This window comes from Bacillus sp. DJP31, assembly GCF_049310945.1.
In the GTDB taxonomy this organism is placed as follows: domain Bacteria; phylum Bacillota; class Bacilli; order Bacillales; family SA4; genus Bacillus_BS.
On record NZ_JBMERO010000003.1, the window covers coordinates 65,531 to 84,956 of the forward strand.

General features: G+C 36.9%; 25 protein-coding genes and 2 pseudogenes. 20 read left to right on the top strand and 7 right to left on the bottom strand.

Going from position 1 to position 19,426, the window contains the following annotated elements:
* Nucleotides 1-44 precede the first annotated feature (44 nt).
* Both ACOI1C_RS04220 and ACOI1C_RS04225 read left to right on the top strand, forming a co-directional pair.
* Nucleotides 45-821, top strand: coding sequence for a GNAT family N-acetyltransferase (locus ACOI1C_RS04220; RefSeq protein ID WP_422508320.1), 777 nt, complete (start codon nt 45-47; stop codon nt 819-821).
* 208 nt (nt 822-1,029) lie between these two features.
* Nucleotides 1,030-1,398 (top strand): hypothetical protein, encoded by a 369-nt coding sequence (locus tag ACOI1C_RS04225; protein WP_422508322.1) that lies wholly within the window; start codon nt 1,030-1,032, stop codon nt 1,396-1,398.
* Nucleotides 1,399-1,756: 358 nt separating this feature from the next.
* Here ACOI1C_RS04225 and ACOI1C_RS04230 read toward each other — a convergent pair whose 3' ends face one another.
* Nucleotides 1,757-1,951, bottom strand: coding sequence for a YwbE family protein (locus tag ACOI1C_RS04230; RefSeq protein ID WP_422508324.1), 195 nt, complete (start codon nt 1,949-1,951; stop codon nt 1,757-1,759).
* Between the two features lie 102 nt (nt 1,952-2,053).
* On the opposite strand from ACOI1C_RS04230, the gene ACOI1C_RS04235 reads away from it, so the two are divergent.
* Both ACOI1C_RS04235 and ACOI1C_RS04240 read left to right on the top strand, forming a co-directional pair.
* The gene (locus tag ACOI1C_RS04235) at nt 2,054-2,548 is read left to right on the top strand and encodes a hypothetical protein (protein ID WP_422508326.1); all 495 of its coding nucleotides are present in this window, start codon (nt 2,054-2,056) and stop codon (nt 2,546-2,548) included.
* Nucleotides 2,549-2,916: 368 nt separating this feature from the next.
* Complete coding sequence (locus tag ACOI1C_RS04240; protein ID WP_422508328.1) at nt 2,917-3,117, top strand: cold-shock protein; 201 nt, start codon at nt 2,917-2,919, stop codon at nt 3,115-3,117.
* A 50-nt stretch (nt 3,118-3,167) separates the two neighbouring features.
* Here the strand turns inward: ACOI1C_RS04240 and ACOI1C_RS04245 are convergent, their stop codons facing one another.
* Nucleotides 3,168-3,785, bottom strand: coding sequence for a LysE/ArgO family amino acid transporter (locus tag ACOI1C_RS04245; protein WP_422508330.1), 618 nt, complete (start codon nt 3,783-3,785; stop codon nt 3,168-3,170).
* Between the two features lie 62 nt (nt 3,786-3,847).
* Nucleotides 3,848-4,864, bottom strand: a complete 1,017-nt coding sequence (gene namA, locus ACOI1C_RS04250) for an NADPH dehydrogenase NamA (RefSeq protein ID WP_422508332.1) — start codon at nt 4,862-4,864, stop codon at nt 3,848-3,850.
* A 138-nt stretch (nt 4,865-5,002) separates the two neighbouring features.
* Between namA and ACOI1C_RS04255 the strand changes: the two genes are divergently transcribed.
* The 12 genes from ACOI1C_RS04255 (at nt 5,003) to ACOI1C_RS04310 (ending at nt 14,337) form a co-directional block, all read left to right on the top strand.
* Nucleotides 5,003-6,628 carry a M20/M25/M40 family metallo-hydrolase gene (locus tag ACOI1C_RS04255; RefSeq protein WP_422508334.1) on the top strand — a complete coding sequence of 542 codons (1,626 nt, stop codon included), beginning with the start codon at nt 5,003-5,005 and terminating at the stop codon, nt 6,626-6,628.
* 439 nt (nt 6,629-7,067) lie between these two features.
* Nucleotides 7,068-7,187, top strand: a complete 120-nt coding sequence (locus ACOI1C_RS04260) for a DUF3658 domain-containing protein (RefSeq protein WP_422508761.1) — start codon at nt 7,068-7,070, stop codon at nt 7,185-7,187.
* Nucleotides 7,187-7,363, top strand: a complete 177-nt coding sequence (locus ACOI1C_RS04265; protein ID WP_422508762.1) for a DUF3658 domain-containing protein — start codon at nt 7,187-7,189, stop codon at nt 7,361-7,363. Before ACOI1C_RS04260 ends, ACOI1C_RS04265 begins: the two co-directional genes overlap by 1 nt.
* 165 nt (nt 7,364-7,528) lie before the next feature.
* Nucleotides 7,529-8,494 (top strand): MBL fold metallo-hydrolase, encoded by a 966-nt coding sequence (locus ACOI1C_RS04270; RefSeq protein WP_422508336.1) that lies wholly within the window; start codon nt 7,529-7,531, stop codon nt 8,492-8,494.
* A 16-nt stretch (nt 8,495-8,510) separates the two neighbouring features.
* Complete coding sequence (locus ACOI1C_RS04275) at nt 8,511-9,299, top strand: SDR family NAD(P)-dependent oxidoreductase (RefSeq protein WP_422508338.1); 789 nt, start codon at nt 8,511-8,513, stop codon at nt 9,297-9,299.
* Nucleotides 9,300-9,407: 108 nt separating this feature from the next.
* The gene (locus tag ACOI1C_RS04280) at nt 9,408-9,533 is read left to right on the top strand and encodes a hypothetical protein (RefSeq protein ID WP_422508340.1); all 126 of its coding nucleotides are present in this window, start codon (nt 9,408-9,410) and stop codon (nt 9,531-9,533) included.
* The gene (locus ACOI1C_RS04285; protein WP_422508342.1) at nt 9,499-10,032 is read left to right on the top strand and encodes an NUDIX hydrolase; all 534 of its coding nucleotides are present in this window, start codon (nt 9,499-9,501) and stop codon (nt 10,030-10,032) included. Before ACOI1C_RS04280 ends, ACOI1C_RS04285 begins: the two co-directional genes overlap by 35 nt.
* 85 nt (nt 10,033-10,117) lie before the next feature.
* Nucleotides 10,118-10,234 carry a DUF4023 domain-containing protein gene (locus ACOI1C_RS04290; RefSeq protein WP_422508344.1) on the top strand — a complete coding sequence of 39 codons (117 nt, stop codon included), beginning with the start codon at nt 10,118-10,120 and terminating at the stop codon, nt 10,232-10,234.
* A gap of 277 nt (nt 10,235-10,511) precedes the next feature.
* The gene (locus tag ACOI1C_RS04295; protein WP_422508346.1) at nt 10,512-11,324 is read left to right on the top strand and encodes a protein phosphatase 2C domain-containing protein; all 813 of its coding nucleotides are present in this window, start codon (nt 10,512-10,514) and stop codon (nt 11,322-11,324) included.
* Nucleotides 11,325-11,833: 509 nt separating this feature from the next.
* A complete protein-coding gene (locus ACOI1C_RS04300; RefSeq protein WP_422508348.1) occupies nt 11,834-12,553 on the top strand; it encodes a YebC/PmpR family DNA-binding transcriptional regulator in 720 nt (239 codons plus the stop codon).
* Between the two features lie 98 nt (nt 12,554-12,651).
* Entirely contained in the window at nt 12,652-13,761 is a 1,110-nt protein-coding gene (locus ACOI1C_RS04305; RefSeq protein ID WP_422508350.1) for a threonine aldolase family protein, read from the top strand.
* 144 nt (nt 13,762-13,905) lie between these two features.
* A complete protein-coding gene (locus ACOI1C_RS04310; RefSeq protein WP_422508352.1) occupies nt 13,906-14,337 on the top strand; it encodes a hypothetical protein in 432 nt (143 codons plus the stop codon).
* 98 nt (nt 14,338-14,435) lie between these two features.
* On the opposite strand, the gene ACOI1C_RS04315 is transcribed toward ACOI1C_RS04310, so the two are convergent.
* Complete coding sequence (locus ACOI1C_RS04315) at nt 14,436-14,588, bottom strand: YpzG family protein (RefSeq protein WP_422508353.1); 153 nt, start codon at nt 14,586-14,588, stop codon at nt 14,436-14,438.
* A gap of 133 nt (nt 14,589-14,721) precedes the next feature.
* Between ACOI1C_RS04315 and ACOI1C_RS04320 the strand changes: the two are divergent.
* From ACOI1C_RS04320 to ACOI1C_RS04335, 4 genes and pseudogenes are all read left to right on the top strand, one after another.
* Nucleotides 14,722-15,193 (top strand): annotated as a pseudogene (locus ACOI1C_RS04320) (GNAT family N-acetyltransferase).
* A 13-nt stretch (nt 15,194-15,206) separates the two neighbouring features.
* Nucleotides 15,207-15,809: pseudogene (locus ACOI1C_RS04325) on the top strand (manganese catalase family protein); the annotation flags it as partial.
* A gap of 272 nt (nt 15,810-16,081) precedes the next feature.
* A complete protein-coding gene (locus ACOI1C_RS04330) occupies nt 16,082-16,588 on the top strand; it encodes a DUF3221 domain-containing protein (protein ID WP_422508355.1) in 507 nt (168 codons plus the stop codon).
* A 239-nt stretch (nt 16,589-16,827) separates the two neighbouring features.
* Complete coding sequence (locus ACOI1C_RS04335) at nt 16,828-17,025, top strand: tautomerase family protein (protein WP_422508357.1); 198 nt, start codon at nt 16,828-16,830, stop codon at nt 17,023-17,025.
* A gap of 77 nt (nt 17,026-17,102) precedes the next feature.
* On the opposite strand, the gene ACOI1C_RS04340 is transcribed toward ACOI1C_RS04335, so the two are convergent.
* From ACOI1C_RS04340 to ACOI1C_RS04350, 3 genes are read right to left on the bottom strand one after another with little or no spacing between them, the layout of a single operon-like run.
* Nucleotides 17,103-18,134: a sensor histidine kinase gene (locus ACOI1C_RS04340; protein ID WP_422508359.1), complete on the bottom strand. Its 1,032-nt coding sequence runs from the start codon at nt 18,132-18,134 to the stop codon at nt 17,103-17,105.
* The gene (locus tag ACOI1C_RS04345; protein ID WP_422508361.1) at nt 18,124-18,825 is read right to left on the bottom strand and encodes a response regulator transcription factor; all 702 of its coding nucleotides are present in this window, start codon (nt 18,823-18,825) and stop codon (nt 18,124-18,126) included. Before ACOI1C_RS04345 ends, ACOI1C_RS04340 begins: the two co-directional genes overlap by 11 nt.
* A 23-nt stretch (nt 18,826-18,848) precedes the next feature.
* The gene (locus tag ACOI1C_RS04350; RefSeq protein WP_422508764.1) at nt 18,849-19,385 is read right to left on the bottom strand and encodes a DM13 domain-containing protein; all 537 of its coding nucleotides are present in this window, start codon (nt 19,383-19,385) and stop codon (nt 18,849-18,851) included.
* Nucleotides 19,386-19,426 lie beyond the last annotated feature (41 nt).

The window sequence follows — 19,426 nt, forward strand, 5'->3', positions numbered from 1 at the left end:
AAGCCTAGAATAAGTAACCGTAAGGGCATAAGGGGGATTTAAAGGTGAACAAACAACAATTACTAAATATTTATACGAAAGAGCTAAGGATGGAACCGGTTGAGGCTGGATGGAAGCGTGAAAGTACAGAGTTTGTGACGAGGCATATATCTCTTCATAATGATAAAGGATTTATCCTTTACTCTAATTTAACGGAAGAAAACGCTGATAAAATGATTGAAGAGGAAATGGAGTATTTTAAGAGTTTGTCTCAATCATTTGAATGGAAATTATATGATTATGATCAGCCGGTAAATTTAAAAGAACGGCTTGTGGCAAAAGGATTTACAGTTGAAGATTCAGAAGCTTTGCTAGTATTGGATCTAAACTCAGCCGCAACTGTGGTAGAACATAAGATTCCAGCTGAAATTAAACCAATCATTACCGAACAAGGAATCGACGCAATTGTGAAATTGGAAGACGAGATTTGGGGTACACCTCATGCAAAACTGGGTGAACAGTTAAAACGCAACCTAACAAAAGACCCAGATCACCTTTATCTTTATGGAGCATACGCAGATGGGAAATTGGTGAGTGCTGCATGGATGTACCTGCACGAGAATACATCCTTTGGGAGTCTTTGGGGAGGGTCCACCTTACCAGAGTATCGGAACAAAGGCTTTTACACTAGTTTACTAGCTGTCAGAGCTGGACAAGCCATGAAAAAGGGGTATACGTTACTAACCGTTGATGCTAGTCCAATGAGCTCACCTATTCTCCAAAAAAGAGGATTTCAATTTTTAGCGTATACAAACCCTTGTCTGTCACCGAAATTTGAATAGATTGAAAAAACGTTAGTAGCTAGCTAGACTGCTACATACGTCTTTTTACCAGTATAGGAGGTATTAAAAAGTCACAAAGATATAGCTTCCTACAAGGAGATGACTTTGCTTTTGTTACAAACAGAGTAAGTAGTCATTTATCTACTTCGCTTTCTTAATAACTGCAAGTATATTGGGTGTTATTACAGCCATGTTATCTGGGGTATTGTTGAAAGTAATGATGTATTTTGTAATAGGATCCGAAGATCTAATAGGCCAAGTGAGTACTCCATTGCAATTGCTTCTGGGTATTATTGTTTCTTTCTTATATATTTTGCTTTTTTCTACTTTAGGATATTTAGCTGGTATTCTTTCACAGCTTAGTAAGCTTTTTGTATTTTTATTACCTGGGTTATTTTTTGGTACCTTGATTTTAGGGATGAGATCAAACGGAGAGTCAACAATTATTGTTGAGACCATAAAGTTCTTTAGTGAAGAATCTTCATTCCTGTTATTTGTGACAAAGATCATGGTAGTTGTGTTTGTTTTATTCTATGGATCTATTGTCGTTTCAAATAGATTGGAGGTAAGAAAATGACAGTAATAATAGTACTACTGATGATAGTACCCATAGCTATTTTTATGAAAAAAATAACAAGCTACAGAGGAAGATTTGCAATATTGCTCCAAATTCACTCAAGAGTTCCCAATCAGACAATTTACTAACAAAAAAATATTCGATGAAGATTTCCGACATATCGAAGGAACCCAATTGCTTTATTTACGAGTTCCAAAGAATATAAGGGTAACTGGAGAAGTTACGATTGTTGAAGGAAAATAGTGAAAATTTCATCTGTAAAAAATGAAAAAATTGAAATGTTACTTGTCCAAACGAATAAGATACTTTGCCAATGACATTAAAACAACTTTAACGTCACAGGCATAGCCATTCTTTTTTAACTTATTATGGTTTGAACTCTTCCAACCTGTCCATCTGTAAGACGAACTTTTATTCCATGAGGGTGGAAGGGCGAATTTGTTAGAAGGTCTTTGACAACGCCACGGGTTGTTTTCCCGGTTCGTTGATCTTGTTTTAATACAATTTCAACCTGTAGTCCAGCATGTATATCTTTTCTGTTTTGTCCATTCATCTTTATTCCTCTTCTCTTATATGGTGACTAGAAGCTATTGGAGTTTTGCATATTAATGGTATAATGAAAAGTAATCTAAATCAACTTATACTTGGAGGCAACATGTTAACTTTTGAACAAAAACTAGCTATTATTGAAAATTTTACAGAATTGAATAGAAATGATGTATCCCTTAAACGTGTAAATTTCCATTATGAAGAAAGTGCAAGTGATAAGAAAAATGTAGTGTACCACTTACACCCAAATGGAAATGGGTATGTATATGCGGAATATTTAAGCGGATATGATACAGATGATAAAGGAATGGTGAATATTCGTGATTTCTCTGAGGATGAGTTACGTTCAGTTATCGAGAAATCCATTTTATCACTAGCTCCAAGATCGACATCAGAGTCTGCAATTGTTGGGGATTCCGAAGAAGAGCGTTGGATAAATGCTGACAACCAATCACTAATCTTAGTGAATGAAGATGATATGTGGAATGTGTATGCTGGTTTAAACCTTGATGGAACCTTTCTTTCTTATAATGAAGCAAAGTCCTATTTAGATGAAGAAGGTTTTAGACGGGAATTCGACAAAGAAATCACTACTATATAGGTAGAGAATACTGAAAAAGTAATATCTTTTCAAAAAAAGAGTTAACTAAAAAGAACTATGTTGATTGGAGCGGAGGACACTTGACTCCTGCGGGAGCAGTGGGACAGGTGAGACCCCGCAGGCGCTTGCGCTGAGGAGGCTCACCGCCCACCCCGCGGAAAGCAAGTGTCTGGAGCGGAAATCAACAGGTGTTTTTAGCACATACTTTTAAAAAAATAGACTTTTTCAGCAGTCGCATATAGGTACTTGGATTTTTTTAATAAATGTTTAAAAAGATTTCGTTTAAAACGCATTTCCCTGGATATACTAATTAGGCAAGATTAAATTGTAATTTTGTGTACTATTTACATGCTAGGAGGCAACAAGTAATGGAACGTGGTAAAGTAAAATGGTTTAATGGTGAAAAAGGTTTTGGATTCATTGAGCGTGAAGGTGGAGAAGATGTATTTGTACATTTCTCAGCTATTCAAGGAGAAGGTTTTAAATCATTAGACGAAGGTCAAGAAGTAACTTTTGACATCGAAAATGGTCAGCGTGGCCCTCAAGCGACAGACGTTCGCAAAGCATAATAAACTAATAAAAAAACAGACTCGGGGAAAAATTCGAGTCTGTTTTTTACTTATATCCTGCCAACCATGATTTGAAAGAGTAACAAACCAGCAATCCCCCAAATAATTACGGAAGAAATTCGATTGATTCTTTTTTGCCAGATCCTTGTTGAATCTACTTTTCCAATCAATTTCCCTACGAACGCTAAAAAGAAAAACCAACTCCAAGAAATGAGTAAGCATCCCAATGTAAATAAATACTTTGCTGAACCTTCATACGCAAGTGAACTCGTACCAATGACTCCAATTGTGTCTATGATCGCATGGGGATTCAGTAGTGAAACAGATAGAGCAAAGGTTATTTGTTTTTTAGTAGTAAGGGCTTGGTATTCTTGAGATCGAGCTATATCGTTTGTTCTCCATATTGACCATCCCATATAAAGTAAGAAAACAATACCTAGAATTAATAAAATACCTTTGACCCACGCAATTTGAAAAATTAACAGTGAAATACCTGAAATTGCAAGTAGTATCAGGAAGCTATCACATAAAGAAGCCGTTAAGATGACTGGCAACACTCGTGAAAAAGTGGGCTGAGAAGCACCTTGATTAATAACAAAAATATTTTGAACTCCTAAAGGAAGAATTAGACCTACCGCAAGTAAGGTTCCGTGAAAGAAAGAAATCATTAAACTAAACTCCAATCTCGAATAAAAAAAACCGAAGTGATGTACACCTCGGCTTTATTCTTCTACCAACTGCGATCATATTGTCTAGGTGCTGCAATAGTTCCACCAAGCTGAATAGACGCCGTTCTTGCCCAATATGGATCTCTAAGAAGCTCACGAGCAAGAAATATAAGATCTGCCCGATCATTTTGGAGTATTTCTTCGGCTTGATTTCCAGTTGTAATTAAGCCAACTGCACCAGTAGCCATGTCTGCACCATGTTTAATGGTTTCAGAAAACCGAACCTGATAACCTGGATAGGCTTCAATGGGAGCAGGAACGACAGCACCTGAGCTAACATCAATCAGGTCAACACCTTGTTCTTTCATCCATTTTGCGTATGTAACATAGTCTTCAGCTGTTAGACCTTCGGGATGGTAATCATTTGCAGACACTCTGATAAAAAGTGGTCCACTCCAGACTTCTTTCACTGCATCAATAACGTCACGAAGAAATTGATATCGATTTTCAAAATTCCCACCATATTGATCACTTCTTTTATTCGAAAGTGGTGATAGAAATTCATTAATTAAGTAGCCGTGTGCTCCGTGTAGCTCAATAATATCAAAGCCAGCTTCTTTCGCTCGCCATGCACCAGACTTGAATGCTTCAACAGTTTCATGTATTTCTTCAAGTGACATTTCTTTTGGAGTTTTCATTTTTTCATTAAATGCAATGGCAGATGGGGCGAGGATTTCTCCATCAACCATAGCTTTTCTCCCAGCATGGGCAATTTGGATGGAGGTTGCTGCGCCTTGTTCCTTGATCATGCTAACTAATTTCTTTAAACCAGGAATGTGATCATCCTCCCATATTCCAAGATCCTCATTTGAAATACGACCTTGAGGAGTTACAGCGGTTGCCTCAACCATAATAAGTCCAGTTCCGCCTACAGCACGGGTAACGTAGTGAGTTAGATGCCAATTTTCAACTTTTCCATCTTGCTCATGTGAGGAATACATACACATCGGTGACATCACAATGCGATTTTTTAGGGTTACATCTTTGATTTGAAATGGACTAAATAATTTGGTGTTCATTGAAAGGCCTCCTTTATTATTTCGTTTGGCTAAATATAACAAGATTATACCATTGTTACCTTTCAAAAACATAGTTATGTGCTCTCTTGAATTGGGTGATATAATCGAGGAAATGAACAATCGAGAGGGGAAATTATTTTGCTTTGGCAGTCAAAACACCAACTAGTAGACTTGTTATCTAAGTTAGTCGAGCACCCAAGTGTTAGTGGAACCCAGCATGAAATTTCAATGGCAGAATTGATACATATGAAGCTACAACAATTATCTTATTTCAAAGAGAATCCAGATCACTTGCAGCTCAACCCGATTAGTGATGGGCGTCTATTTGTAACCGCTCTAGTAAAGAAACCAAGTTGTTCAAAAACGGTTATTCTCTTAAGCCATTTTGATGTAGTAGGGGTGGAGGATTTCGGGAACTGGAAAAACCTTGCGTTCCGACCACAAGAATTAACACAAGAATACTTGAAAAATAAACATTTATTTTCATCAACTGTTCAAGAAGATATCGAAAGTGGAGACTGGCTGTTTGGACGAGGTTCGATGGATATGAAAGCTGGACTAGCTCTCCAAATGTCCATGATTGAAAGAGCTGTTAACGGAGAATTCGAAGGAAATCTATTATTACTACCAGTTCCAGATGAAGAGGTTAACTCGGCGGGAATGATTGGCGCTGTTCCAAAGCTCGTTGAATTAGCGAAAACGTATGACCTCGAATACACAGCGTGTCTTAATTCTGAGCCGATGTTTTCGAAATATCCTGGAGACGAAAATTTCTATATGTATACAGGATCAATAGGGAAAACGTTACCAGGTTTCTTTTGTTATGGAAAAGAGACGCATGTTGGGGAACCTTTCTCAGGTCTAAATGCCAATTTAATGGTTTCAGAATTAACGAAGGTATTGGAGCTAAACACTGACTTTTGTGAAGTAGTTGATGGAGAAGTGACACCACCACCAACGAACTTAATGCAAAAGGATTTAAAATTGGAGTACAATGTCCAAATTCCTCATTCGGCAGTTACCTTGTTCAATGTCCTATTTATGGAGCGTTCATTAAAGGAAATGACGGACATGTTAATTGATAAGATGGAAATAGCAGCTAGGAATATTGAACAGTACTATATGGAGCATGTAGAGCAATACAGAAAAATTGAAACCTTTGAGCATCAGGAAATGAATGTGAATGTCTTTACATATGAACAATTGTTGGAGATAGCCATTGAGAAATTTGGAAAAGAAGAAATTGAGAGAAGACAGAATTATTTGCAATCCAATCGATTTGAACAAGGAGATCGCGATTTTTCAACGAAGCTAGTGCAGGACCTAGCGCTCATTTGTAAAGAACACTCCCCTATGATTGTGCTATTTTACAGTCCGCCGTTTTATCCAGCAGTTTCGTCAAGTCATGAAGGTATCATTTCCTCTATTAGAGATCAATTGATCCACTATGCAAAAGATAAATTTGACATTGAGATTAAACCTTTACATTATTTTTCTGGACTTTCAGATTTAAGTTTTATTGGATTGAAGGATTCAAAAGAAGAATTAGATCCACTTTTAATGAATATGCCTTTATTTGAAAAGGGATATGTACTTCCGTTTGAAGAGCTAGCTTCTCTAAAAGTGCCGGTTCTTAATGTAGGACCATTCGGGAGAGACCCCCATCAATGGACAGAACGACTTCATGTACCGATTAGTTTTGAAGTCTTTCCTGATTTAATAGCGAAAACGATTGATGAATTGTTTCAGTATGGAAAGGCGTAGATAAGGGAGAGTTGTTCCCAGGGTTATAATTGGACCAGCAGTGAATAAGTATTTAGTCCTCATTTAATTTACGAGGAGAGAAAAGATGAGAATATACGTATTGAATTCATTTAAGAGCTCAAAAATGCCTACTTATGGGTTGTGGAGTAACATATTCTGACTTCCTGTTTTCTGGAAGGAAGAAAAGCTAAAATGTTGACGAATATTGTTTTCATTTTTTTATGAGGATTGTGTGACCTCATTGCTACTACTAATAGATAGGGTTTTCGAAAGCAAATAACATAAACAAGCAGCACCTATTAATAAAATCATCGAGATTATAAAGGAAATCGTATATCCCCCTGTTAAATCAAACAGAAGTCCAGGTAGAAATTCCCCAATGGCTGAACCTAATTGATGGCTTAGAAATAGCCAACCTAAAAATCAAGCCTACTGGATACTGTCTAAGACACAGGAAGTCCTAAGTCTATGGAGTAACAATGAAATAAAAAGTATGCCTGAGCATTACTATGATGAACTAATTATTAGCACGATTGAAAAGCTACAAGTGAGCAAGTAATCCGGGATTTTATTATGACTGGTACTGTGATTGACGAAACAGTAAAAAAAATGGATGAGTCAGCCAACGTATTCTTTTTAGAATATAGAATTAGACATTTAATATATAGTTGGGTACTCGAGTTAAAAGGAATTCCAAAATCAATGAGGCATTATAGTGTTAAGTTACGGTATTAATACGAAACCTGCACCTTTACTATTAGTAGAGAAGAACACGATGTTGTTGTGTTCTTTTTTTTGAAGAAATTATTTGAAAATAATGACAAAGGTAAACAGAAACGTTAAACTAATAAATAGATAGGTATACGGAAAAATAAATAGGTTGAAGATGGAGGAATAAACATGCAGGATGTAATAGCACCTTGTGAAATTCATTGTATCACTCTCCCAACTCCTTTTGCCGTTGGTGATGTTAATGTGTTTGTAGTTGTTTCAGAAAAAATAACCTTAATTGATGCAGGCGTTAAGACTGAGGAAGCATGGGGTCACTTCACCAAAGAACTAGCTAGGATTGGCTATACGGTAGATGATCTTGATCAAGTGGTGATCACTCATCATCATCCTGATCATGTTGGGATGCTTGATTATCTCCCGGCCACTCTACCAGTTTACGGGCACCATTTTAACAGGCCATGGATCACAAAAGACCCTGAATTCTTTGAACGCCATGATCTATTTTACAGGGATCTATTCTTGAACTTAGGGTTAAATGAAGCCTTTTTATTAAAATCTACTCAGCTAAAAGCTCCACTTGCATATAGTTGTAATCGGCCTTTAACGTATGAACTTAAGGAATGCGATACAATTCCAGGACTACCAGGATGGACGGTACTTGAGACTCCAGGTCATGCTCAAAGTCATATTGCAATGTATCACAAGGAGTGTCAAGTTCTGCTTGGTGGAGATTTATTACTAGGTCATATTTCATCCAACCCTTTATTTGAACCACCTATGGAAGGAAACGAACGGCCTAAAACACTATTACAATATAATGAATCTTTAAGGAAAATTCGTAACCTACAGTTGAAAGTGGTCTACACTGGACACGGTGAGGAAATTACTGAGGTCAAATCACTCATCACCGAACGATTACATAAGCAAGAAAGGCGGGCAGAAGCCGTACTAGAAATGCTGAAGGAACAACCTATGAATGCTTTGCAAATATGTCAGCAAATCTTCCCACAAGTGTATAAAAAGGAGATCGCCCTGACGTTGTCAGAAACTCTTGGTCAGTTGGATTACTTAGAAGAGGAAGGTTACATTAGAGTCGACACAACACAAGCTGTGTGGATGTTTCATTACATATAAAGGTGGAACTAAAAAGATGAAATTGAACGGAAAAAACATTGTCATTACTGGTGCTTCAAGTGGGATCGGAGAAAAAATCGCATACAAAGTTGCAGAAAACGGTGGAACTCCTATTCTTTTAGCAAGAAGTGTAGATAAACTAAAAATAATTTCTGAAACAATTGAAGAGAAATATCTTGTTCCCTGTCCCTTCTATCAACTCAATATTCAGGAGCTTGATAAAGTTAAGGAGACATTTCGAGATATATTAGAAGAAATCGGAACCGTTCATGTTCTTGTCAATAATGCTGGGTTCGGAATCTTTGACCATGTAGCGGATGTTAACCTTGAAGATATGAAAGCTATGTTTGAAGTCAATGTTTTTGGATTAATTGCCTGTACGAAAGCTGTTTTACCAGGAATGTTGGAAACTAACGATGGTCATATCATTAATATTGCATCCCAAGCGGGAAAGATTGCCACACCGAAATCTAGTGTATACTCAGCATCCAAACACGCGGTATTAGGGTTCACGAACAGTCTTAGAATGGAAGTAGCTGAAACCAATATTCACGTCACAGCGGTAAATCCTGGACCAATTCGGACAAGATTTTTTGATATCGCAGACAAATCCGGAACCTATGTAAAAAGCGTTGAACGGTTTATGTTAGGATCTGATTTTGTTGCTCAGAAAATAGTTGATTCCATGCTTACATCTAAACGAGAAATTAATTTACCCGGCTGGATGAATGCAGGTAGTACAATGTTTCAGCTGTTTCCTGGATTGATGGAGAAAATTGCAGGTAGAGCGTTTTTTAAGAAGTGAGTAAAAATAAGCAAATAGAAGTAGGAAGGAATCCGTGTATAAGGACATTTGAGTCATTGTACACGGTTTTTACTTTTCCTAGACTAGTTTCTTGGAGGAGAAGACAATTTGGAAAATGAACGTTTAAAAATATTTGATGAACACAGAAATGAAGTTGGTGCTGCTACTCGCAGTGAAGTACATAAAATGGGCTACTGGCATGAAACATTTCAATGTTGGTTGCTTGCTCAGTAGGAATGATGATAGGACATACATTTATTTTCAACTGCGTAGTAATTCCAAAAAGGATTTTCCTAACCTGCTGGATATCACAGCAGCGGGACATCTTTTATCTCATGAAACCATTTATGAAGGAATAAGAGAGGTAGAAGAAGAACTCGGGATTGGTGTAACATTTAATGATTTAGTATCTTTGGGTATTATCAAAAACAGTATTAAACACGCGGATTTCATTGATAATGAGTTCTGTCATGTTTTTCTACTCGAAGCTAACCTCACCATGGAAGAGTTCAAACCACAAGTTGAGGAAGTAGCAGGCATATTAAAAGCAGAGTTCAATCATTTTAGCGACTTGTGGTCTGGAAAAAGAAACGAAATAAGAGTAGAGGGTTTTGTTTTAGACAAGGCTGGTGAAAGAGTTCTCATAGATAAATTTGTGGAACGAAGACATTTTGTACCATACGAGGAGACATATTTTCAGGTAGTTATAGAAAAAATTAGTGAGAAAGTATAAGTTGCATTCCAATCCATTTCATGCATGTTTTCAAGACTAAATGGTTAAAGTAACATCATGTTTATATAACTGAGGAGGTCAAGCCATGGAAAGCACAAATGAGTTTGTAGAGAAGCTAAACGAAAAGCAGGAAAAAGATGAAAAGAATAAAAAGCGTCAAGGCGGAATTCCAAGCGAGAAATTACCGAATAAGAAACACTAAACGGAGATCGCCATTTTGGCGGTTTTTTTTTATGTTCAAAAAACCATGAATAGTTGGAAAAACGTTCCATTATCCAGGAAAGTAGTTTATAATCTTTAGAACTATTAGAAAAGGGAGAGTCCTTACATAAGCATCTTGTCCCACGTTATCCGAACACTCCAGAGGAATTTTGGGGACCAACGGAGGTTTATGGGTGTAAAGATGCCTCCAATGGTGGATAATCACAAAGTTTTACAGTTTTGCGTAAAAATGAAGTCATACCTCGAGGGAGATGGGTATGGAGAGTAATATCAAGACGGAATTTTCATGGGTAGGTAGTGATGCGAATTACCTGGATGAGCCTAACATTGAAATAGTCAATGACGTTGTAATTGGTAGATTTGGGGGGAATTCAAAAGCTGGACAATATAAAAACGAAGATGGTTGTTTAGTTTGGACATCTAAAGAGTATGATTGGGAGTTGGCTATATTACTAGATGCACACAAAACAGCAGAAAGTGCTGAACTAGTCGTCCAAACCTTTGAGCAAGAAAAAATAAACATTCAGACCCTATTAAAGCTACCAGTCAATGAAGCCTTTAAAAAAATGGATACATACATTTTAGATATTTTTCAAAATCCGAATTTTCTCATTGCATGCAAAAATGTAACTGGTGAAACTGCTTGTTTAATCGTTCTCAGGAAAAAACAATATCTTTGGTGGTTTTCAATCGGTGACAATGTTCTGTACTTATTCCATCCTGATCTTGTGAAGCTCGGACAATATCAACTATCCCAAAGAAATTATTATGAATGGGTAGGGCAAGTTAATACATTTGAATTAAGTGTTCCGTGCTATAGCACAGGTAAAAGAGAACTAAGAACGGGGGAAAATCATATTTTTCTTACTACGGATGGCTTACTTGAATGCCCGAATACAAATTTTAAAGACCCGAGAGAAATAATAAAACGATTTACTAACTCTTCAATTGAGCATGGTGTTGAAGAACTATTTATTGAAATTGTGAAAAAGAATGTGCGTGATAGTACTACAATCGTTACTTGGAAAGTAAATAACATTGAACAGGCAAGCTTACCGAGTGATCTTTAATTTAATTTATCAATCGAGGGTGTTTGGATATTGAAAACCTGGATAAAACATGAGGACTCAAATAATAAATACGTTGCGACCTTTACCTTAAGTGAGAGAGACATTTTTGCTCGGAAGTTTTTCAGCTGGTTTTTTTTATAGCAGGAAGGTTCCATCCTATTTTCTCACATACGAATTTGAAGACAAATTACCTTCAATTGAAGAGGCTACAACGATAGTCAAAACGTATGGTCGCCATTTTGATGGTGGGAAACTTGTAAGGAAAGCAACTCCTCCTAATGGTAATATAAAAGTTTCACTTTATAACAATTTCCCCCTATAGAAATTGTAACCAATTATTATTCCATTCCTAGACAACAGAAAGCCAATTTTTTTGGTTAATAGACTCGAAACAAAGGATAAAATTAGGTATAATAAAATCTAGTGAAGTATGCTATATTTTCGATTATCAGTAATATGTAAGCGTATTTTTTTATTTCAATATTTAAATCTGAAAGCGAGTGTTCATAATGGGTCGTAAGTGGAACAATATTAAAGAAAAAAAGGCAGCAAAAGATAAAAATACAAGTCGTATTTATGCAAAGTTTGGTCGTGTTATTTATGTTGCAGCCACACAGGGCGAACCAGATCCAGAACTAAACCAGAACTTAAAATTTGTCCTAGAGCGTGCAAAAACATACAATGTGCCTAGAACAATCATTGATCGTGCAATTGAAAAAGCTAAAGGTAGTTCGGATGAAAACTATGATGAACTTCGTTATGAGGGCTTCGGACCAAATGGTTCAATGATTATCGTTGATGCACTAACAAACAACGTGAACCGTACTGCAGCAGAAGTGCGTTCAGCATTTAGCAAAAACGGAGGGAACATGGGAGTAAGTGGATCTGTTGCCTATATGTTTGACGCTACAGCTGTCATCGGTCTTGAAGGTAAAACTGCAGACGATGTTCTTGAACTATTAATGGAGGAAGATGTAGACGTACGTGACATTATAGAAGAAGATGAAGCGGTTATCGTTTATGCTGAGCCAGACCAGTTTCATGCAGTTCAAAAGGCATTCAGGAATATTGGCGTTACTGAATTTACTGTAGCGGAACTCACCATGCTTGCACAAAATGACGTAACAATTCCTGAAGATGGACAAGTGAAGTTCGAGAAATTAATTGATGCATTAGAAGATATAGAAGATGTTCAACAAGTCTACCACAACGTGGATTTAGGGGAATAACATATGAAGGCAGACCTTTGTAACAAAAAGGTCTGCTTATTTTGATATTAAAAAAATTAGTAGATTAAAGTAGTGAACATTAAAAGGAGCGACATACAATGAACTCAAAGAATCCTTTACTAGAAGCCTTTAAACAAACAACTCATCAAGTAGGTGGCCATGGAAAAAGAGACATCAACGTTCTGAAAGAGTCAATTAGTAATATTGCTGGTCATGAAGAAAGCGACCTGTATGGTTCTGGTAAGATCATAGAAGACTTTCAAGAAAAGATGGCCAAGTATTTAGGGAAAGAAGCTGCGGTATTTTTTCCAAGTGGAACGATGGCCCAGCAAATTGCGCTACGAATATGGTGTGATCAAAAAGAGCTCAAAACAGTTGCTTACCATCCTTTGTCACATTTAGAAATTCATGAAGAAGATGGTTTAAAAGAATTACATCATATTAAGACTATTTTGTTAGCAGATAAAAGCAGAGTGATTCAGTTGGAAGATGTTGTGAATCTGGACGAAGATATTGCTTGTCTTCTGCTTGAGTTACCACAACGTGAGATTGGTGGTCAGTTACCAAGCTACCAAACGCTTGAGTCCATCTCATCTTATTGTCGTGAGAAAGGAATCCAATTACACTTAGATGGAGCTAGACTCTTTGAAATTCTGCCATTTTATCAAAAGTCAGCTATTGAGATATGTAATCTTTTTGATAGTGTGTATGTGTCTCTTTACAAAGGAATTGGTGGGATTGCCGGAGCCATATTGGCTGGAGATGAAGAGTTTATAAAGGAATCCAAGGTATGGAAAAGACGGCACGGTGGTGACCTAATTAGCCTGTATCCTTATATCGTTAGTGCGGATTATTATTTTACTCAAAGAATACATAAAATGGAGCAGTATTATAAAGAAGCGAAAGAACTTGCAGGATATTTCAACAAATGCCATGCTGTTTCAACGATCCCATTAGAACCAGTTTCAAACATGTTCCATGTTCATTTTGATGGACCAAAAGAGAAGCTTGAATCCATTCTAATTGATATTTATGAAGTAACTGGTATTGGTTTAACGGGTAATTTAAGAGAAGTAAATGAGAAGTCTTGTTACTACGAAGTAAGTCTTGGGGATCAGTATTCTAATCTTTCCAAAGAAGGAGTAAGAAAAGTGTTCGAAATGCTTGATGAAAAAATGATGCAATTACATGGCACACAGGAAACCTAAAACTGGAAAAGGTAATAATGTTAAATTTCGTAAATTTCCGTTTAAGAAATGCGAGCCTTTATAAAATAAGGGTCGCATTTTTTCATAAGCAGTGTAATTCACAAAAAAATGGGGTTAGGTCTAATGAAAATGGGGGTTATATCATTGGAAATTAAATATAAAGAGAATCCTTTGTGGAAAGTGACGGGGGCCATTTGGTTGGTGGTTGCTTTGCTGAATTTAGGTTTGTTGCTATTTATGTTAGGTGGCAGTCTTCGTGCTTTTGGGTTAATAGTGAGTCCACTTTTATTGTTAACAGTTGTGGCTAGCACAATGCTATCTGTTTTTTACTTTAGACTTAAAAATACTGATTATTTGAAGCTCAACAATAATGTACTTTCCATTCACATAGGTTTAATTAGACGCAGGAAAGAGATAGCAGTTCATGAAATTGAAAAGGGCGTAGCATTGGGGAGTAAATATATATTGCTACTGAAAGATGGAAAAGAAGTTACGATTAATCAAGAACTCATGAAATATAGAGACTTTGAAGAGTTAAAGGCGATGTTAGAACAGGATAAATATGTGGAGATGTAAAAATTGCGGTTGAGGAATACCTGTTCCACTATCGTTTGCAAATAAAAAGAAAGAAGACTTGTAAAAAGTCTTCTTCCTTCATATTTCAGATATATCCTTTACCACCTGTGAGCCTTAGCGTTACTTCTTAGTATAATGTTTGTTTGCGACATGGTTGTATGCCCATTAACTTGAGATTTTGAACGCTTTGGTCTTGTCCAATTATGGTGAAACTGCTGAGAATGTGGATCTAATTGATCTATATAGCTCATAGTCATTCACCTCATAGTTAGGATTGGATTCTGAAACAGTGATATTGCAAGAATATCATTTAAAAGTATTTGATTAATTGGCTAAAAAAATACATCCTCAACATATATAGCTATATTCCCGGGGAGGATTAATATGGAGATTAGAAAACTAGGTATGGATGAGCTGCCACCAATGGAATTATTACTACTTGCTGACCCATCTGAAAAGTTAGTTGAAGAATACTTAAGAACGGGTGACTGCTATGTCGCTGAAATTAAATAACGTAATAATTGGAGTTTACGTTCTACTTCCAAAGAGCCTTGGCAAGATTGAATTAATGAATGTTGCGGTTGAAGATAATCATCAAGGTAAAGGGTTTGGGAAACATTTAGTATTGGATGCTGTTAAAAAGGCTAAGAAAGCTGGTTACAATACAATTGAAGTGGGAACTGGAAATTCGGGCATAGATCAACTGGCGCTATATCAAAAATGTGGTTTTAGAATGGTCAGTATTGACAAGGACTTTTTCACAAGAAATTACTCAGTGGATATCTTTGAAAACGGGATCCAATGTGTAGACCTGGTCCGGTTATCTAAAAAAAATATAATTTTGGCCATACTATAGATACGTTAACTTTCCTCTTCAAAACGGAAAAGATGTACGTTATTCGCTTCACTTCACAACTACGGCTCAAGCTGCTTACCCCGGTGATGGCATGGAAAGACCTTGGAGTGTGGTGAATAGGTAACAAACACAGGATCTCTTGTGGCGGATCTATTGCATAATTACCTTTTGGAAATTTGGGCGAGAGTCCATAAAATGCGGATTTTTGAAATGACAAATAACCCGGTTGCAAGGGAACTGACTGGTTACCTTTTGGTACGTTGGAGGAACACACATTATTGCTTATGCAAAAGCGCTTGAGATGGCAACGGGTGTGGATGTTGGAAAAATGCTCCCAGTTCCAAGTCCAGATAATAGTAAATTTGACGCTGCGAAAAAGTTTATGGATCAAGGCTATTATAATGTACCTCATAGATGGGGCGAATCTGAATACAGAGATATAAAGGGAATATGGAAAGGGAAAAATCCAGTAACAGGTGAACCTTTAAGAGTAATAGATGGTATGTCAGAAGGTGAACCTGTTCCAAACCTTGAAGAGCTTCCAGAAGAATTTGCACCCGGAATTGACAGAGATGATGATGAGCGGATTCTGAAAAGATTGATGAGTAATCTATAATATGCTTATCGAGCGATTCTTCAGTTAGTGAAGGGTCGTTTTTTCATGTTAGATATGTAAAAACGATGGGATCCAATATCTGAACCATTTATGCACATGTTTCAGAGAAATCTAGAACAGCTTTGGAGATAGAATTCGTCAATGGTTATCCTAGTTGCCTTGATCGTATTCGTAAGTGTCTTGATCATCTCATCTCATAAAAAATTTAAAAAATTCCTTATCTATGTAACGTTTTATTCCCCCAATTCGACTTATAAAATGAGGTGATCAATATGCTGAAAAGAACTTTAATCGGACTTATATTAGCTTTTTGTTTGTTTTTAGTAAGCTGTGTTCAGCAAAATCAAGGAAACACCAATACCGATCAATTTAAAGATATTTCGGGGTATGTAATGACAGCCAATGGGGACCGTATCCTTGTTACAGAAAAAGTAAGTGTGGAAGAGAAGGCACACCCTAGTGCAGCAGTTTATACAATAACTGAGGATACACAAATCGTGTCGGAGAAAGGAGAAAGCCTTTCTAAGACTGATATAAAGGTCGGAACTCTAGTTGAAGTGTGGCACACAGGAATCGTGGCTGAATCCTTTCCTACCCAAGCAACGGCCTTGAAAATCCTGGTTCATACCAATGAAGAAAAAAGCAATCATGCAAAAGCAATTGCTGTAGCCGTTGAAACGTTAGACCCAAACATTACATGGTGGGTAGTATCAGTTGTGAAATTTGAGAACAATATGAAGTTCAATTCTCCGAGCTTTCGGGTGAGTTTAAGCCTGTAGTGGTGAAAGTGAATGAGAGCTTTAAAGTTATAGAGTAGAAAAACTGATGATAAGGCCCATTCGGTTGGCGAGTAGGTCTTATTTTCTTTGAAATTCTATTTTAGACGAAACCATTTATGAAACTTTTCGTAACTATTATGACTCTTCCAATTTTTTCAGGAGTATAATATGAATATAGATACTTTATATTGTTTGCTAACTTCCAGCTGGAAGAATGAATAAGTTCAGGAGGATAAAAAATGCCCTATATTAATGTTCAAATTACTAAAGGTGCCACTCGTGAGCAGAGGGAACAAATTGTAAAGGAGTTCACTGCAACCCTGGTTCATGTACTCGGCAAAAAACCAGAACATACCCATATTGTCATACAAGAAATTGAAGTTGAAAACTGGGGATTTTCCGGAATGTTGACCGATGATTTTAAAAAGTTGAAATAGTATATGATTACTATTCAAACGTAATTCTGACTAAGGAGTTCATACAATGCAAATTAGCTTTAACATCACAGAATTCATTATGACAGCATTTGTCTGGAAAACTTGCTGCCTTGGCCGAAGGTACTTTCCACCTTTATTTTACCTCCATGCAGTTCAACGATTTCCTTTGCAATCGCAAGCCCGAGCCCAGAACCACCTAATGTTTTATTCCTGGACTTTTCCACTCTATAAAAACGTTCAAAAACTTTATCTAGCTCATCTTCTTCTATTCCAATTCCTTCATCTTCCACACTGATGAAAACATAGTCTGTGTCCACGTTTTGTGCTTCAATTTTAATGGTAGAATCAGGATGCGAGTAGTAAATTGCGTTTTGTAACAGGTTAAAGATTACTCTTCTCATTTGGTCGGGTACAATCAAGACAGAAGAGATCTCAGGACTGATCTTTACCGAGATAGATACTTGGTTTTGTTTCAGTTTTATTTCAAGTGGCTGGATACATTCAAGCAATAATTGATCAACATGATAGGCTTTGGGTAGAAATTGCATTTTTCCAGCTTCAAGCTGAGATAACTGAAACAGGTCTTCAATCAATGTACCTAAACGTTCAGTCTCTAATTGAATCGTTTTGAGATACTTCTCTTTTGTCGATTCATCCTCGATAATTCCATCCTGAAGGGCCTCTACATAAGACTGTATGGAAGAAAGTGGGGTTCTAAGATCATGGGAAACGTTGGCAATGAGCTGTTTTCTTGATTCTTCGGATTGTTTTAGCTTAGTAAACATACTTGATAAATTAGCACTCATATTATTAAAGCTTTCAGCAAGTTCCTGCATTTCAAGGGGACCTATTTTAGGGACTGTTCCGTTGAAATCACCATCAGCAACTCGTTTAGATTCCTTTGCAATGGACTGAATGGATTTTAAAATAGGACTAGTCAAAATAAAGTGAGCCACAAAAGATAAGAGAGCTCCTGCTATAGTGATTGCGGTTAATAGGATAATCATATCCTCAGGCAGAAACATTCTGAAGTACGCAATCACTAGGAAGATGATCATAATCACATTGGATAACAGATTGGCCGACAGTAAAATAGTTCTAACCTTCATTTTGGCTACCCTCTAACTTATATCCGATACCCCAAACAGTCTTAATATAGAGAGGACTAGACGGATCGATTTCAATTTTTTCACGAAGGCGCCGAATATGAACATTGACCGTATTCATGTCTCCTTCGTAATCGTAGCCCCATATTTTTTCTAGGAGTTGGGATCTTGAGAAAACTTGTAAAGGGTGATTGGCTAGAAGCCAAAGCAATTCAAACTCTTTGACAGTCAGCTCTATTCGTTCGCCCTTTCTTGTCACCTGTCTGTTGAGTTGGTGAATATTTAAATCACCTATCTCTATATCATGTGAAGAGTCTCGGTTTCTTTGCTGTGTGCTTCTTTTTAAGATATTCCGAATCCTAAGTACCAATTCCTTTGGGCTGAAAGGCTTTGTCATGTAATCGTCGGCTCCAATGGTAAGACCGTGTAGACGATTTTTTTCCTGACCCAAAGCGGTTAGCATGATCAGTGGAACATCGTCCATGAGTCGAATGGTTTCCGCTACCTTCCATCCATCAACCTTTGGCATCATAATATCCAATACAATTAAATCAGGTTTTTCTTGTCTCCATACTTTAAGTGCATCACTGCCTTCATTAGCTGTTCGTACTTCGTAACCCTCTAGCTCTAAATAACGCTTACAAACGTCGATAATATTCGGTTCATCATCTACAAGCAGAATTTTGTACGACATATATTAGATGACTCCATTCATTATTATCCTTGTAGGACGGCAAAACCGAAATCTACATTAAATGCCTTGCACCAGATGACAACTTTATTGTATTCACTAAGATCAATGTCCTTTGGAAGCTCGTAATTTTGTTCCCCTACATTTCCTTTTAGTATTCCTAAAGAAAGGCCTTCGTTTGTTGGCATTCCTTCTTTTACTAAGTAAACATATAAATCAGGTCCATTCGTTACTTTAAACTGTTCGAAACGCAAGAATTGCTCACCGTCAGCATGTAATGTTTTTACAAGCCCTTGTGCGGAATGTTTTTCATCAGCATCTTGAAAATTTCCTTGTCGTTCTATCTCCATATGAATGGGTTCAGAACTTGTTTCATCAGAGTTATCCATTTCGCTTTCTTTGGAGCCTGGTTCTGTTGTTTCCATTTTCTCGCTTTCATTTTTCATCTCGTGCGAAACGGGGATTCCTTCATTTACCATTTCATCAAAAAACAAAGGGGATATAAGCCACCAGCCAACAGACATAGTAATAATCAAGACAATAGACAGTGTAATGATTTTCATTTTCTTCAAGGGTCAACACTCCTTAATGAGTATATTTTCAC

Bases quoted from the DNA above. Each gene is read 5' to 3' on its own strand.
- ACOI1C_RS04230 (WP_422508324.1), bottom strand. From the start codon at position 1,951: ATGAATGGACAAAACAGAAAAGATATACATGCTGGACTACAGGTTGAA.
- ACOI1C_RS04235 (WP_422508326.1), top strand. From the start codon at position 2,054: ATGTTAACTTTTGAACAAAAACTAGCTATTATTGAAAATTTTACAGAA.
- ACOI1C_RS04240 (WP_422508328.1), top strand. From the start codon at position 2,917: ATGGAACGTGGTAAAGTAAAATGGTTTAATGGTGAAAAAGGTTTTGGA.
- ACOI1C_RS04245 (WP_422508330.1), bottom strand. From the start codon at position 3,785: ATGATTTCTTTCTTTCACGGAACCTTACTTGCGGTAGGTCTAATTCTT.
- namA (WP_422508332.1), bottom strand. From the start codon at position 4,864: ATGAACACCAAATTATTTAGTCCATTTCAAATCAAAGATGTAACCCTA.
- ACOI1C_RS04270 (WP_422508336.1), top strand. From the start codon at position 7,529: ATGCAGGATGTAATAGCACCTTGTGAAATTCATTGTATCACTCTCCCA.
- ACOI1C_RS04275 (WP_422508338.1), top strand. From the start codon at position 8,511: ATGAAATTGAACGGAAAAAACATTGTCATTACTGGTGCTTCAAGTGGG.
- ACOI1C_RS04285 (WP_422508342.1), top strand. From the start codon at position 9,499: ATGAAACATTTCAATGTTGGTTGCTTGCTCAGTAGGAATGATGATAGG.
- ACOI1C_RS04290 (WP_422508344.1), top strand. From the start codon at position 10,118: ATGGAAAGCACAAATGAGTTTGTAGAGAAGCTAAACGAAAAGCAGGAA.
- ACOI1C_RS04295 (WP_422508346.1), top strand. From the start codon at position 10,512: ATGGAGAGTAATATCAAGACGGAATTTTCATGGGTAGGTAGTGATGCG.
- ACOI1C_RS04300 (WP_422508348.1), top strand. From the start codon at position 11,834: ATGGGTCGTAAGTGGAACAATATTAAAGAAAAAAAGGCAGCAAAAGAT.
- ACOI1C_RS04305 (WP_422508350.1), top strand. From the start codon at position 12,652: ATGAACTCAAAGAATCCTTTACTAGAAGCCTTTAAACAAACAACTCAT.
- ACOI1C_RS04315 (WP_422508353.1), bottom strand. From the start codon at position 14,588: ATGAGCTATATAGATCAATTAGATCCACATTCTCAGCAGTTTCACCAT.
- ACOI1C_RS04330 (WP_422508355.1), top strand. From the start codon at position 16,082: ATGCTGAAAAGAACTTTAATCGGACTTATATTAGCTTTTTGTTTGTTT.
- ACOI1C_RS04335 (WP_422508357.1), top strand. From the start codon at position 16,828: ATGCCCTATATTAATGTTCAAATTACTAAAGGTGCCACTCGTGAGCAG.
- ACOI1C_RS04340 (WP_422508359.1), bottom strand. From the start codon at position 18,134: ATGAAGGTTAGAACTATTTTACTGTCGGCCAATCTGTTATCCAATGTG.
- ACOI1C_RS04345 (WP_422508361.1), bottom strand. From the start codon at position 18,825: ATGTCGTACAAAATTCTGCTTGTAGATGATGAACCGAATATTATCGAC.
- ACOI1C_RS04350 (WP_422508764.1), bottom strand. From the start codon at position 19,385: ATGAAAATCATTACACTGTCTATTGTCTTGATTATTACTATGTCTGTT.